The organism is Pseudomonas fluorescens group sp. PF-1, assembly GCF_054481335.1.
Window position 1 is genome coordinate 2,795,887 of record NZ_JBTMNG010000001.1, and the last position, 14,360, is coordinate 2,810,246.

Annotated in this window: 10 protein-coding genes; 2 read left to right on the forward strand and 8 right to left on the reverse strand. The window is 60.2% G+C overall.

Annotation, left to right across the window (positions count from 1 at the left end):
- Nucleotides 1-27: 27 nt before the first annotated feature.
- The 6 genes from ACX3YD_RS13560 to ACX3YD_RS13585 all read right to left on the reverse strand — a co-directional run bounded on the left by ACX3YD_RS13560 (nucleotide 28) and on the right by ACX3YD_RS13585 (nucleotide 6,543).
- Nucleotides 28-1,116: an SMP-30/gluconolactonase/LRE family protein gene (locus ACX3YD_RS13560; RefSeq protein ID WP_458960247.1), complete on the reverse strand. Its 1,089-nt coding sequence runs from the start codon at nucleotides 1,114-1,116 to the stop codon at nucleotides 28-30.
- Nucleotides 1,113-2,258 (reverse strand): sterol desaturase/SRPBCC family protein, encoded by a 1,146-nt coding sequence (locus ACX3YD_RS13565; protein ID WP_103405774.1) that lies wholly within the window; start codon nucleotides 2,256-2,258, stop codon nucleotides 1,113-1,115. The genes ACX3YD_RS13560 and ACX3YD_RS13565 overlap by 4 nt, the downstream gene beginning before the upstream one ends.
- A gap of 105 nt (nucleotides 2,259-2,363) precedes the next feature.
- Nucleotides 2,364-3,227, reverse strand: a complete 864-nt coding sequence (locus ACX3YD_RS13570) for a LysR family transcriptional regulator (RefSeq protein ID WP_047529801.1) — start codon at nucleotides 3,225-3,227, stop codon at nucleotides 2,364-2,366.
- Nucleotides 3,228-3,312: 85 nt separating this feature from the next.
- Nucleotides 3,313-5,160, reverse strand: coding sequence for an amidohydrolase (locus tag ACX3YD_RS13575; RefSeq protein WP_458960248.1), 1,848 nt, complete (start codon nucleotides 5,158-5,160; stop codon nucleotides 3,313-3,315).
- A 293-nt stretch (nucleotides 5,161-5,453) separates the two neighbouring features.
- Nucleotides 5,454-5,768, reverse strand: a complete 315-nt coding sequence (locus tag ACX3YD_RS13580) for an SCP2 sterol-binding domain-containing protein (RefSeq protein ID WP_047529794.1) — start codon at nucleotides 5,766-5,768, stop codon at nucleotides 5,454-5,456.
- Between the two features lie 64 nt (nucleotides 5,769-5,832).
- Nucleotides 5,833-6,543: a histidine phosphatase family protein gene (locus tag ACX3YD_RS13585; RefSeq protein ID WP_458960249.1), complete on the reverse strand. Its 711-nt coding sequence runs from the start codon at nucleotides 6,541-6,543 to the stop codon at nucleotides 5,833-5,835.
- A gap of 200 nt (nucleotides 6,544-6,743) precedes the next feature.
- Here ACX3YD_RS13585 and sohB point away from each other — a divergent pair, with 200 nt between their 5' ends.
- Nucleotides 6,744-7,766 (forward strand): protease SohB, encoded by a 1,023-nt coding sequence (gene sohB / locus ACX3YD_RS13590; protein ID WP_047529790.1) that lies wholly within the window; start codon nucleotides 6,744-6,746, stop codon nucleotides 7,764-7,766.
- A 175-nt stretch (nucleotides 7,767-7,941) separates the two neighbouring features.
- The gene (locus ACX3YD_RS13595; protein ID WP_458960250.1) at nucleotides 7,942-11,853 is read left to right on the forward strand and encodes a dermonecrotic toxin domain-containing protein; all 3,912 of its coding nucleotides are present in this window, start codon (nucleotides 7,942-7,944) and stop codon (nucleotides 11,851-11,853) included.
- Between the two features lie 48 nt (nucleotides 11,854-11,901).
- On the opposite strand, the gene ACX3YD_RS13600 is transcribed toward ACX3YD_RS13595, so the two are convergent.
- Both ACX3YD_RS13600 and ACX3YD_RS13605 read right to left on the reverse strand, forming a co-directional pair.
- Nucleotides 11,902-12,396, reverse strand: a complete 495-nt coding sequence (locus tag ACX3YD_RS13600) for a DUF934 domain-containing protein (RefSeq protein WP_047529786.1) — start codon at nucleotides 12,394-12,396, stop codon at nucleotides 11,902-11,904.
- Entirely contained in the window at nucleotides 12,380-14,038 is a 1,659-nt protein-coding gene (locus ACX3YD_RS13605) for a nitrite/sulfite reductase (RefSeq protein ID WP_458960251.1), read from the reverse strand. The genes ACX3YD_RS13600 and ACX3YD_RS13605 overlap by 17 nt, the downstream gene beginning before the upstream one ends.
- Nucleotides 14,039-14,360 lie beyond the last annotated feature (322 nt).

The following is a 14,360-nucleotide window of genomic DNA, read 5'->3' on the forward strand; positions in this document are numbered from 1 at the left end:
GCCCACTGCTGCAATGTGATTGCGTTGTTATTGCAGCGCCGCGCTCAGCGGCAAACGCACCATGTGTTTCGCCTTCAGCGAGCCGAAATACAGCCAGTCGCCATATTCACGCGCGGTGGTGATCGGTGAGTAATTGCCGCTGCTGCTGTCCTGCAGGTTGGCAATGACCCTGCCTTCGACATCGAGCCCGAGAACGAAGGCGCGTTTCTCCACCGGTTTGGGCAGCACGGTCATGGCACGTGCGATCACCTTGCGTATGAAGGGATGTGCCGCCGTGGCGTCGAGCAAGGCATTGCGCGGAGCGTACAGCGCCACCCAGAAACGGTCGTGACCATTGAACGCGAGGTTGTCGGGCAGGCCTGGCAAGTTGTCGATGAACAGATCGTGGGTGCCTGCCTTGGGGCCGCTCAACCAGTAGCGGCTGATGCGATAGGCACCGGTTTCATTGACCAGCACATAGGCATCGTCCGGTCCGAGCGTCACGCCGTTGGCAAATTCCAGTTTGTCCAGCAGCACCGAGGTTTTGCCGGTCTGGAAGTCATAACGCAACAAGCGGCCATCGCCACCGTGTTCAATGATCGCCTCACCATCCTTGCCGTAGCCGAAGCGGCTGGAGGCATCGCTGAAATAGGCATAGTGCCCCGGCTTGTCGATGGCGACGTCGTCGGTGAAACCGAAGGGCACGCCGCTGGCCTCTGTCGCCAAGGCCACAAGGCGACCTTGGCCGTCCAGCGACAGCAAACCCTTGGCCGCATCAGCGATCACCAGCAAGCCGTTGGGGTGGCGAGCCAGGCCCAAGGGCCGGCCACCGGTATCGGCCAGGACCGTGGTTACTTTGCCGTCAAGGCTCGTGCGGATCACCCGGCCGTCATGCAAACCGGTGATCAGCGTACCGTTTTCCAGCAGCAACGCTTCGGGGCCATCGATGTCCGCAGCGCCAACAGGCTCCACGCCCTTGAGGCGCTGATTGTCGGCATAGGTGCCGCTGGTGAGCGATGGCGCGGGGGCTGGCGTCCAGGCCACGGGTTTGACCCTGGTCGGCATCAGCAGCAAGAAGGCAGCAACGACAATGACCACCAGCAGCAAGCCATGGCGAAACCGGATCGAGCGACTCAAGCGCGGGCTTCCGACAGGGCCAGGTGTTTTTCCGCCATCTCGCGCAGCGCCAGCATCGAGGCCGCCGACTCACGATCGATCCGGCGCTTGAGCAACAACCGATTGGCAAGGCGCATCGCCACGCCACTGAACTGATACTCCAGTGTGCGGACAAACCGCGTGCCGTCGCCCACGGCTTCACATTCGTAAGTCAGTACCAGCGACAGTCCATGGTCTCCGAGCGCCTGGGCACGCCAGCGCAACCCAGGCAGGTATTCATCGACGACCCAACGCAAATGCCCGTCACGTCCACCGGCGCGGATGTCTTCCTCGAACCGCGCGCCGGCGTGCAGCGGACCCTTTTGTCCGTTGATCCTGAGGGACGATGGATGCCACTGCGGCCAGTGGCTCACGTTGCTGGCGTACGCCAGCACGGCAAAGGGCGTTCCGGCGATCTCGATCTGATGCTGCATGCGGGTCATGGGCGTGCTCGTCGGCTGCGGGATCGCCGGCTCCGGCTCCCAGTAGAGGGTGCCGAACAGGTAATCCATCAATGGAAAAACGATGTTGAAGTTACGTTCCTGCATCAACTCACGGCGGTGATGCAGCTCATGCAGGCGCCGCATCTGGCAGACCCAAGGCAGGCGCGTCAGCGGGTTGTGCGGCGGTAGATGCTCGCAGGCATGGAACGCTTCATAGGCCAGGTATCCGAGGACCAGGAAACCGCCGACCAACCCGGCGACGTTGACGTCCACTTGCATGAGCAGCCACCAGAGAGGCAGGGTGATGAGCAGGGTGTGCAACACGATCAGCCAGGCCGGAAACAGAATCACCCGCCAGTCACGGGCGCTGTCATAAGTCATGTGGCCCGGTGCGAAAAAACTGTGATGGTCGCCGGTATGGCGAGCATAGAACAATCGCGCGTAGCTTTTTTTCTGATGGCCCAGGTGCCGATGCACGCAGTACACACCGAAGTTGAAGAGCAACAAGGTCAGAGGCACCGCCAGCCATTCTGTCGGTTGCACCTGGTGCACAGTGCTCCAGAAAACGGCCATGGCGAACACGCCGAACAGCAACACGAAGGTGCCGTGAAGCCAGGGGTTGTAGCGCGGATGGATGTTGGCGCGGTAGCGGCTGCGGAATGCTTCGGTGGTCTGCCTCACTGCAATCACCTGTCGTTATCGTTATCTCCAGCAGCGTAGACGATCCCGGCGTGTTGGCTGCAGAACTTCAACGACACGAGTGCCACGATCCGGTGCAAGGCGTATTCAGGTCAACGGGTTCCAGCGTTGCGACCAGTCTTCATCGGACTGGATGACTTCGCGCAGCAGGTCGAAGGCTCTTTGCAAGGTCGGCGAGTCGCGGTCGCGGGAGTAAACCAGATAGGTCGGGTAACTGAACTCCGGTGCTTTCGGGACTTGTTCCAGTACACCGCTTTCCAGGTAACTGCGCACGACGCGGGTGCGGAAGTAGCCGCTGCCGCCGTTTTCCAGAATGTATTGCAGGCCCAGCGGGCCGAGATTGAAACTCAGGGCGGCTTTGGCTTTTTCCGGCAGCGCGGCATCGTGCCGGCGTCGGAAGTCCTGGCCCCAGTCAATGTAAACGTAAGGTTCGGCACGACCAGGCAGGCGGACAAGGACAAGCTTTTCCTCCAGCACCTGCTCGACCTGCAGGCGTGGCCAATACTCGGGCTGATAGACCAGCGCCGCGTCCAGCACCCCCAGTTCCAGTTGGCGCAACAGGTTTTCGCCGTCGCGGATTTCCATGCGCAGGGCGTGGCTGGGGATTTTCTCGCGTAGCTCGCCGGCCCAACTGAGCATCAACGGGTTGCACAGACTGACCTCGCCGCCGATGTGCAATACATCGCGGTAACCCTCGGGCAACGGCAAGTCCCGCCGTGCGGCCTCCCAGGTTTCCACCAGTTGATTGGCATACACCACAAAGGCTTCGCCGTTGGGCGTGAGGCGGGCACCGGCGCGGTTGCGCACGAACAGGGTACTGCCCAGCTGGCTTTCGAGTTTTTGTACCCGCGCGGTGATCGCGGTCTGGGTGACGTGGAGCTTCTCGGCCGCTGCGGCAAGGCTGCCGTGGCGGACGATTTCCAGAAAGGTGCGGGCGAGATCGATGTCCATGGGATGGCCGATGGCGGAAGTGTTCGCATTGTAAGAGCACTGTTCACCTGCGGATAGGCGTCACTTTTACCTTGTGGCCCGGGATTCAAAACGCAAAACACGAACAGCCAAACGCTCCCCAGAACCCACGGAAGTCACTGACCGGCGCATTCGACAGGCGCGCCCGCTCATGGCTGTGCGCATGTACCGCGCACGCGCCGACACACTGATGGACCTGGGCCGTCAGCGGCGCCAGCGGCTTCCAGTGCCCTGGCACCTTGGACACCGGTGACCATTGCGGCACCACGGGGATCGGTGGCGGACCGAGCTTCTCGAATTCGACGCTGCCGTAAACGATCTTGCCGTCGACGATGGTCAGCACCGCTTCGATGGCTTTGATGCCTTCGTCCTCGATGTGGAAATAGTCCGCCGACAGCGCAATCAGGTCCGCCAATTGCCCGACCTTGATCTGGCCTTTCTTGCCCTGTTCAGACGAGAACCAGGCGCTGCCATGGGTGAACAGCTCCAGCGCGGTGTCGCGGCTCAGGCCTTGGGGATGAAGCGCCAGCCCGCCGACAGTCCGGCCGCTGACCAGCCAATAGAGCGAAGTCCACGGGTTGTAACTGGATACCCGCGTGGCATCGGTGCCAGCCCCCACCGGCACCCCTTCGGCCAACATCCGGGCAATCGGCGGCGTATGTTCAGCCGCTTTGGCACCATAGCGGTCAACGAAGTATTCACCCTGGAACGCCATGCGATCCTGAATCGCGATGCCGCCGCCAAGGGCTTTAACCCGCTCGATGTTGCGCGGGGTGATGGTTTCGGCGTGATCGAAAAACCACGGCAAACCGGCGAACGGAATGTCGCGATTGACCTTCTCGAACACATCGAGCATGCGGCTGATCGACTCGTTGTAAGTGGCGTGCAGGCGGAATGGCCAGCGTTGTTCAACCAAGTGTCGAACCACGGGTTCCAGATCCTGTTCCATGGTGGGTGGCAGGTCGGGGCGGGGCTCCAGGAAGTCTTCAAAGTCGGCGGCGGAGAACGCCAGCATCTCCCCGGCACCGTTGTGCCGCAGGAAGTCGTCGCCCTGACCGTAGTGCGAGGTACTGGTCCAGTTCTTGAAGTCGGTCAGTTCTTCCTTGGGCTTTTGAGTGAACAGGTTGTAGGCGATGCGAACGGTGAGTTGTTGCTCCTTGGCCAGTTGCTGAATGACTTGATAGTCGTCCGGGTAATTCTGATAACCGCCGCCGGCATCGATTGCACTGGTGACACCCAGGCGATTGAGTTCGCGCATGAACTGGCGCGTGGAGTTCACTTGATATTCCAGCGGCAGCTTCGGACCCTTGGCCAGGGTCGAATACAGAATCATCGCGTTGGGGCGGGCGATCAGCATGCCGGTGGGGTCGCCGTTGGCGTCCCGCTGGATTTCGCCGCCCGGAGGGTTCGGCGTGTCGCGGGTATAGCCGACCACTTTCAGCGCGGCCCGGTTGAGCAGCGCGCGGTCGTACAAATGCAGGACGAATACCGGGGTATCGGGCGCAGCCTTGTTCAGTTCATCGAGGGTCGGCAGGCGTTTTTCGGCAAACTGGAATTCGTTCCAGCCACCCACCACCCGCACCCATTGCGGTGTGGGCGTGCGGTCAGCTTGATCCTTGAGCATGCGCAGGGCATCGACCAGTGACGGTACGCCTTCCCAGCGCAGTTCGAGGTTGTAGTTGAGACCGCCACGGATCAGGTGCAAGTGTGAGTCGTTGAGCCCGGGAATCACCGTACGACCATGCAGGTCGACGACTTGCGTGGCCGGCCCCTGCAAGGCCATGGCCTGGGCATCGCTGCCAACCACCACGAAGCGCCCGTCCTTGATCGCCACGGCACTGGCCTGGGGTTTCTTGCGGTCAACGGTGTGCAGGCGTCCGTTGTACAAAATGAGATCGGCGGGGGTGTCGGGCATGGTTTTACTCCCTGCAAGCAGCGGGCTGATCCAGGCGCCTATGGCTCCTGCCGAAAGGCCTTGCAGTACACTTCGGCGATTGACGCCGTCGTGGTCGTCAGGTGGGCTCATGGCAGTGCTTCGCGCAAAAGGATCGAGGGGCAATCGGTCGGTGTCTGATGCATGCGGCCACAAGAAATATAGACGGCAATTCCATGGCTGAACGATTCTTTGCCCCGGAAACGACGAATCCCGCCACTAGAGGCGGGATTCGTGTGCAGCCAGAGAGGCTCCCGGGGACGGGAGCCGTCGTCTTAGCTCGGGAACAGCTCGGACAGCTTCATTGCCAGCATCATGTCGCCTTCAGCGCGCAGTTTGCCGCCCATGAACGCTTGCATGCCGTCGGTTTCGCCGCTGACGATGCCTTCCAGGGTTTCGCCGTCCATCACCAGAGTGACCTGGGCGTCCGGGTTCTCGCCTTCTTTGAGCTCGCAGGTGCTGTCTTTGACAACCAACGAGAAGTTCTTGGTGTCGTCGATGCGGAAACCGAAAACCAGGTCCAGACCGGCAGCAGCGGCTGGGTTGAACTTGGCTTTCATTGCTTGTACGGCATCAGCTACGGAGGTCATGGTTCGATCCTTTCTTGGGTAATAGGAGCTGGGTGATTACAGCCAGGGTCACAATAGTCCGGACTCAACGAAACGTGATGAGTTCCGGGGCCTTCAGCAGTTGCAGGTGCGCATGACTGTTGAAGGAAGCCAGTGCCACCTCGCGACCACGGAACTTCAGGTGGTTGAGCGAGGTGTTGACGATTTGCCAGTTCAGTTCAAATGCCTGCTTTGCAGGCATGTGCGTTATGAGGTGCAGCAGGGCAGTGATGGTGCCGCCGGAGGTGAACACGGCGATTTTCTGCGTGTTGTCGGCCTGTTCGAGAATCCGGTTCAGACCGGCCTGCACACGCTCGACAAAGCTTGGCCAGCTTTCCAGGCCCGGAGTGTCGTAAGTGCCGGAGAGCCAGCGCTCGATGATCAGGGCGAATATGCGCTGGAACTCCGCGCGGTTTTGCGCGGCATTGCGCAGGATGTCCAATGCTTCCGGTTCGTCCGGCAACATGGCCGGGAGCAGGGCGCGGATCACCGCGTCGGCGTCGAACTCATTGAAGGCGGAATCGGTTTCCAGGATCGGGACCGGCAGGCCTGCGGCGGCAAACTGTTCCAGCGTACTGTTGGCCGTGTGTTGCTGACGGCGCAGGTCGCCGGACAGGCATCGATCGAAGCGGATGCCGAGTTCTGCCAGGTGTTGACCGAGGATTTCCGCCTGGCGAATACCGGTGGGCGACAGGACGTCATAGTCGTCTGCACCAAAGGAGGCCTGGCCATGTCGAATCAAATAGATACTGCCCACGTCCGCGTCGTCCCGGTACGTTGAAGGTTCGGCGAGGTTATGAGGATGGCGGTGAGCTGTCAATGAAAAAACATACGCTTGTTTGAAATGCTCGTTAGACGCCCGTTGCCAGAGGTTTCACAGCTGGTCGCAAGGGCGGCGCATGGGTATGCTGGAGTTATCCGCGCGCGTTCATGCCGCGCATCGTTTGAGGAGTCCCTGTGGAGTTTTTCACCGAGTACGCCAGTTTTCTGGCCAAGACCGTGACCCTGGTGATCGCCATTCTGGTGGTCCTGGCCAGTTTTGCGGCATTGCGCAGCAAAGGTCGACGCAAGTCTGCCGGGCAGTTGCAAGTCAGCAAGCTCAATGATTTCTACAAAGGCCTGCGCGAGCGCCTTGAGCAGACCCTGCTCGACAAGGACCAGCTCAAGGCCTTGCGCAAGTCCCAGGCTAAAACCGAGAAAAAGCAGAAGAAAAAAACCGAGGCCAAACCCCGGGTGTTCGTGCTGGATTTCGATGGCGACATCAAGGCGTCAGCGACTGAAAGCCTGCGTCATGAAATTACCGCACTGTTGACCCTCGCCACCCCCAAGGATGAAGTCGTACTGCGCCTGGAAAGCGGCGGCGGCATGGTCCACAGCTATGGCCTGGCTTCCTCGCAACTGGCGCGTATCCGTGAAGCGGGCGTGCCGTTGACCGTCTGCATCGACAAGGTCGCGGCCAGCGGTGGCTACATGATGGCGTGCATCGGCCAGAAGATCATCAGCGCACCCTTCGCGATCCTTGGTTCCATCGGCGTGGTGGCGCAGTTGCCCAACGTCAATCGCCTGCTGAAAAAGCATGACATCGACTTCGAAGTGCTCACCGCCGGTGAATACAAACGCACTCTGACCGTGTTTGGCGAAAACACCGAGAAGGGGCGGGAGAAATTCCAGGAAGACCTGGATATCACCCATCAACTGTTCAAGAACTTTGTCTCGCGCTACCGCCCGCAACTGGCTATCGACGAGGTAGCCACCGGTGAAATCTGGCTGGGTGTCGCGGCATTGGAAAAGCAACTGGTGGACGAACTGAAGACCAGTGATGAGTATCTGGCCGAACGCGCCAAGCAGTCCGAGCTTTATCACCTGCACTACGCCGAACGTAAGAGCCTGCAAGAGCGTATCGGCATGGCGGCCAGCAGTTCGGTCGATCGCGTACTGCTGAGCTGGTGGAGCCGCTTGACCCAGCAGCGCTTCTGGTAAGACATCGACAGGCATCGAACCGGGGCATTTGCCCCGGTTTTTTTTCGCCTGGCAATCTGCAGGGTTGTCCTCCAGAACGTGGCGAATTCTCCGAGGTCAGGAGTCGATCCGTCCTGCTTTCGAGGGCGTGGCGGAGGGTTATGTTGGTGTTCCCAATGTTTGCCATGGAATGCACATGAATGACCAACCGCGTGACCCTCACATTGCGTTCGCCACAACTGATCGGCCCATGCACGACGCACTGAACTCAATGGTGAACGGCGCCTTGCCGCAATCTCCCGAGCAATTCGGCACCCAACTGATCCGGAAAAAATGGGGCGAGAACATCGACCCGCAGACTGCGCAGTTGGTAACACTGGATTACCACTATAGAGGACATCCGCCGCAAGACGGGGTCGAGCAAGGTCAGGTGGCGAGCTCACAGACGCTGGTACAGGCGCTGCTGTCCAATTATCAAACCGTCGGTGACGGCCGTTTCGCGGAAACCGTTTTCGGTCTTTACACACCGCCCGACGTCGGCCCGTCCATTCGCATTGTCCAGAACGTCGATGAATTTGCTGACCACGGCAATGGCAACCATCACACTTACGAAGGCATCTATCGGCAAACCGTGCCGCAGGTCTATGGGCCGACCACGCAAATCGCGCTCAGGCCGGCGGACTTCAAACGGTGGGTGTGGGAGTTGAATCTGAAAACCCGCTATCAGGCCTACCTTGAAAACGCCTGGCCCTCGGATGAGCAGATCGCAGGTGCGGCGCCTTGCGACCTGAGGACTTCGACCAAGGCTGCCTTCGTCATGAGTGCGTTCCTGCAACACCAGGAAGGCAGTTTGACCCAGGAGGGGATGGCGCTGGCGCTGCTGGCGTGCGGGTTGCCGGAGCGGCAGACCTGGGACGCACTGACCCTCACTCAATTGAATGCAGCAACCCGCGTCCATTCGCCCGTCGTCGCCGGTCGCCTGACGATCTACCGTTACACCTCGAGCGATCTCTGGTGTTTTCGCCAGCGCACCAGCTCCAGGGTCTTGCTGTACATCCCGGGCAACTCCTCACCGCTGCATGAATTCGTCGACATCCAGCACCTGCGCCAATGGATCGTTGCCCAAGGCAAGGTGACCGAGACAGGGCAGGCTTTGGCCATGCACTTTGCCGAAGATGATCGGCAAGACGGCACCTTCCATGCGGGCGTGTTGACAGCGCTGGAGGGCATGGCGGTGTTCCCAAGGGAGCACTGGTTGAAAAAGAATGCCGGGTTTTTCAACAATGACGGATTCTGGGACCCGCAGGACTATGTGGGCATTGAGCGCTCACCTGCGGCCACTGACCCGTTCGCTGAATTGGTGCTGACCATGAAGCAGGCGGCCATGGCCAGCGTCAACACCATCCGTGATGATGCCCAGGTCAACCGGGACGACTTGAGCGCGGTGGTGGAGCCGCTCGTACAGTGGATCAACTGCCTGGGCCCTTTGGCGTTGTTCATTCCCGGAGGCGAGGGCGTGCTGGTGCTGGCCGGGATCATCGACGCCGGTTATGGCATCAACCAGGCCGTCAACGGTGACACCCCGGAGAAGCGCTCGGAAGGCGTGACACGCACGGTCTTCGGCTTGCTCAATGCGCTGCCCCTGGCCAAATCGATTGCCGCACTCAAGGTCGAGGGCCGAGTGGCCGAAAGTCTTCACGACGCTCCTGAGCCGAGCCGTGAATCGAGCCTCCAGCCACTGACCGATACAACGCTTCAACCCGTCTCCGCGCCAGCCCTGAAGCCGCCTGCGACTCGCCTGGAACTCATGCGCGGCGTGTGTGCACCGTTCGCGTCCTTCAGCGACGAGGTACTGGGCCAGATTGCCCGGGTGAGTACGGTTAACGATGACATGTTGCGTCTGATGCAGACGGGGCGCCCGCCGACTCCGCTGCTGGCCGATACCATTGCCCGCTTCAAGCTTGACCAGGAGCTTGAGGCGACAGCCGATCCGACGACACGCGCCAGTTTATTCAACGCCCGTTATCAGGCACTCCAGCACTCGGATCATGAATGGGTCCGCTTGTTCCAGCGCGAGTACCCCGGTTTGCCGAAAGCGGTTGTGGAGCAAATCCTCGACCGTTCGGGCGTGGAGATCGAAGGGCCGGTCGATGCTGCCGAAGCGGTGAAGGTGCTCAGGCGGCTGGACGATAAAGCGCGTGAATATCAGCAGCATGTCAGGCTCAATCGGGCCTATGAAGGCCTGTACTTGCGCTCGATTGTCCACCCCGAATCCGATGTCCTGGCCTTGCATTCTCTGGCGCGGTTACCTGGGTGGCCGACATCCTTGCGCATCGAGGTGCTGGAAGGATCTGAGGGTGGTCGGCTGCTGGATCGCTGTGGCCCGCTTGATGCGCCGGATTGCCGACGCTTGATCAAGGTCGCCGATCGCTATTGGCCTTCTGCGGCGTTGAAACCTGGCCGTGAAGGCTCGGACCTGTTCACTGCGCTGGTCGACCTGTTATCCGTTGAAGAGCGAACCGCGTTGTCATTGCGCGCACCCGACCCGACAGGTGAGTTGCGCCTGCGTCTGGGTGAGCGAACATTGAGCCGTACCGAATTGATGCTCGGCCTGAGCAGGATGGATTCGAAATTGCCTTTCGAATCCCCTGGACTTCGCGGCGGCGGTTTTCCAAATACGCCCCAGGGGGCGTCCCTGAGTCATGAAGTCGTGCGCTTGCAGGTCAGGGATATTTACCCGGACTTCACCAACGCCCAGGTCGACGAGCTGTTGGCGGGCGCCGGTGCCGGGGCACAGGCGCTGCTGGAGCGCCTTACCCTGCAATTGCGACAACTGCATACCGATCTGGTGCATTGGGTCGAACAGACCGTGTCGGACCTTGATGACATGGATCTGGATTTTCTTGCCGTTGGCGATGAAGGTGCCGTGGGCATGACCCCTCAACAGGTGGCGGCACACAATGCTGAAATGCTGGAGCACGTGATCGATTGGGAGCGTGAAACCAGGATAGAGCTTGCCAACGAATTGATGCTCATCTGGCAGAAGTGCCCGCCCGAGGCCAGTAGAGTCATGTCCGACGGGGCATTGGCCGGCTACCGGCTCGATCTGGCCTTTGAGGACTACCACCGCTTGCCGGTGATGAACGTTCGATTCGATGAAGTCGTCGAACTGTCGATGCAGGGGCTGCACCTGGTCGAACGCGAAAGTCTCAACGGGTTTCTGGAGAGTTTCCCTAACCTGCGCACGTTGAATCTGGAGCGACTTGACCTGCGTCTGCCCAACACGAATGACGTGCTGGAAGGGCGCTTGCCGCCAGCGATCCTGCAAATGAAGCGGCTCACTTCGCTCAACCTCAAGTCGACGTTTCTGGAGTTCAAGGAGCACACGGCTGCGCAATTGAGCGACCTGGTCAGGGTGCAGAGCCTGGACCTGAGCGATAACCCTTTGGCCATTGCGCCTGTCGTTTTGGGGATGAAGGCGCTACGCGAGCTGAAACTGAGCAATACCGGCATCAGTCACTGTCCGATCGGCATCGTCGATGAGCCATTCATGACTTCACTGGACTTGCGTCATAACCGCATCAGCCGGGTACCCCAGGCGATATTGAACCAGGCAGTCTCCCGGGATCGGGTCTGGCTCTGGGACAACCCGCTGACGGATGAAGAGACACTGTCGCGTCTGGTCGACCACCGTGAACGGACTGGCATCAATCTGTGGTTAAGCCAGCCGGGTGAGGGGTATGGCAGTGCCACGCCGTGGCTGCAAGAGGGTGATGAAGTGCTGCGCGCGGCGCGGCAGCAGATCTGGCAACGGCTGGCCGCCAAACCGTTGGGCGACGCGTTTCTGCGTGTTATCGATGGCTTGAGCCTGACGGCGGATTTCCAGGTGGGTTACCTGATCCTGCAAGCGCGGGTATGGCGACTGCTGCAGGCAGCGGAGGCTTCAGAGGAGTTGTGGGGCTGGCTGCGCCAGTGCATGGAAGCAAGGACGCCCGATGCGGAAAATCCGTTCAGGCTGTTCACTGTTCTGGAGGATCGAGTGCGGCTGTACACCGATTGGGTCGCGTTGGGGCGGCCAATTCCTATGGCGAATCTTCCGAATCGCTGATCGGAAGCAAAACGCCTTGAACCCCGCAAAGGGTTCAAGGCGTGACGATCAGCGGCGACGGAACAGCGGCAGCGGTTCGTCGGTGGCGGCCTGATAAGTCACCGAGAAGTCTTTGAGGCTTTCCAGCGCTTCATACGGATCTTTGTCGGCACGCAATGCAAAGGCATCGAAACCGCAACGATGCAGATAGAACAACTGGTCGCGCAACACATCGCCAATCGCCCGCAGTTCGCCTTTGAAACCATAACGGTCACGCAGCAGACGGGCGTTGGAGTAGTTGCGGCCATCGGTGAAGGCCGGGAAGTTCAAGGCGATGACCTTGAAGTTCGCCACGTCGTCACCGATCTCTTCGGCTTCTTCATCGGCATCCAGCCATACGCCCAGGCCGCCATCGCGGGCCTTGAGCATACGGCTGTGTTCGCGCCACAGTGCCAACGGGACGATGTAGTCGTCGCAGTTGGTGATCTCGTCGATGCTGAAGTCCTTGGGCAGCAGGTGCCAGGTTTCGTCGACGACCTCGTTGTTCTTAATGATTCGCTGCATAGACGCGTTCCTTGAAGAGGTCGATGCCAATACGCTGATAGGTGTCGATGAAGCGCTCGTCTTCGGTACGCTGTTCCACGTACACGTCGATCAGCTTCGAGATCACGTCCGGCATGTCGTTCTGGGCGAACGACGGGCCAAGGATCTTGCCCAGGCTGGCGTCGCGGCTGGCGCTGCCACCGAGGGACACCTGGTAGAACTCTTCACCTTTCTTGTCCACCCCGAGAATGCCGATGTGACCCACGTGGTGATGACCACAGGCGTTCATGCAACCGGAGATGTTCAGGTCCAGCTCACCGATGTCGAACAGGTAGTCCAGATCATCGAAGCGACGCTGGATAGATTCGGCGATCGGGATCGACTTGGCATTGGCCAGGGAGCAGAAATCACCGCCCGGGCAGCAGATGATGTCGGTCAGCAAACCGATGTTCGGCGTGGCGAAGCCTTGCTCGCGCAATTCGCCCCACAGGGTGAACAGCTTGTCCTGCTCGACGTCGGCCAGAATGATGTTCTGCTCGTGGGACGTGCGCAGTTGGCCGAAGCTGTAGCGCTCCGCCAGATCGGCGACGGCGTCGAGTTGCTTGTCGGTGATGTCGCCCGGTGCCACGCCGGTCGGCTTCAGGGACAGGGTCACGCAGACATAACCCGGCTGCTTGTGGGCCTGGGTGTTGCGTGCGCGCCAGCGGGCGAAACCCGGGTGCTGCTGGTCGAGTTCGGCCAGTTGGGCGTTCTGGTTGTCCAGGGCCCTGTAGTCCGGGTCGACGAAGTGTTTGGCGACGCGATGCACTTCGGCTTCGGTCAAAGTGGTCTGGCCACCGCGAAGGTGCTCCATTTCCGCATCGACTTTCTGGGCGAAGACTTCAGGTGTCAGCGCCTTGACCAGAATCTTGATCCGCGCCTTGTACTTGTTGTCGCGACGACCGTAGCGGTTGTAAACCCGCAGGATGGCGTCGAGGTAGCTCAGCAGGTCTTGCCACGGCAGGAATTCATTGATGAACGCGCCCACCACCGGCGTACGGCCGAGGCCACCGCCGACCAGCACACGGAAGCCCAGTTCGCCAGCGGCGTTGTGCACCGGCTCCAGGCCGATGTCGTGGACTTCGATGGCGGCACGGTCGGACGTCGAGCCGTTGATGGCGATCTTGAATTTGCGTGGCAGGTAGGCGAATTCCGGGTGGAACGTGGTCCACTGGCGGACGATTTCGCACCATGGGCGCGGGTCGATCAATTCGTCGGCTGCGACGCCGGCAAACTGGTCGGTAGTGACGTTGCGCAGGCAGTTGCCGCTGGTCTGGATCGCGTGCATCTGCACGGTGGCCAGTTCAGCCAGGATGTCCGGGATATCTTCCACCGCCGGCCAGTTGAACTGCACGTTCTGCCGGGTGCTGATGTGGGCATAGCCCTTGTCGTAGTCACGGGCAATCCTGGCCATCATTCGCACTTGGCGCGAAGTCAGTTGGCCGTAAGGCACCGCAACACGCAGCATCGGCGCGAAGCGCTGGATGTAAAGCCCGTTCTGCAGGCGCAGGGGGCGGAATTCTTCTTCGCTCAGCTCGCCTGCCAGATAGCGTCGGGTCTGATCACGGAACTGCTTGACGCGGTCCTCGATGATCCGCTGATCGTACTCGTCGTATACGTACATATAAGTCCTGTTCTCAGGCTTGGGCCGGTCGGAAACAGCGGCGTTTTTTGCTTGCCGGAATCCGATAATTCCTCGGCAATTCTGCGCGCACGGCCGCGCACTCCGTACGGAGCCGGGGCAAGATACCAGTTTGCGGTTATGCGCAAAAGTGATGTTTGAGTATATGTAAAGAACCAAATCGCCTAATGAGGATCGTTGTAGCAAAGACCCTGTTTGTGATGCGGGCAATCGTCGTCTTTACTGTGATCGAGTCTTTATGCAATCACCGATAAAACCGACAAGAGGCGATGCAATGAGCAACCCTACCAAAGCGACAAAAACC

Coding starts and splice junctions, on each gene's coding strand:
- ACX3YD_RS13600 (WP_047529786.1), bottom strand. CDS start 12,396: ATGCAGCGAATCATTAAGAACAACGAGGTCGTCGACGAAACCTGGCAC.
- ACX3YD_RS13605 (WP_458960251.1), bottom strand. CDS start 14,038: ATGTACGTATACGACGAGTACGATCAGCGGATCATCGAGGACCGCGTC.
- ACX3YD_RS13595 (WP_458960250.1), top strand. CDS start 7,942: ATGAATGACCAACCGCGTGACCCTCACATTGCGTTCGCCACAACTGAT.
- ACX3YD_RS13570 (WP_047529801.1), bottom strand. CDS start 3,227: ATGGACATCGATCTCGCCCGCACCTTTCTGGAAATCGTCCGCCACGGC.
- ACX3YD_RS13575 (WP_458960248.1), bottom strand. CDS start 5,160: ATGCCCGACACCCCCGCCGATCTCATTTTGTACAACGGACGCCTGCAC.
- ACX3YD_RS13580 (WP_047529794.1), bottom strand. CDS start 5,768: ATGACCTCCGTAGCTGATGCCGTACAAGCAATGAAAGCCAAGTTCAAC.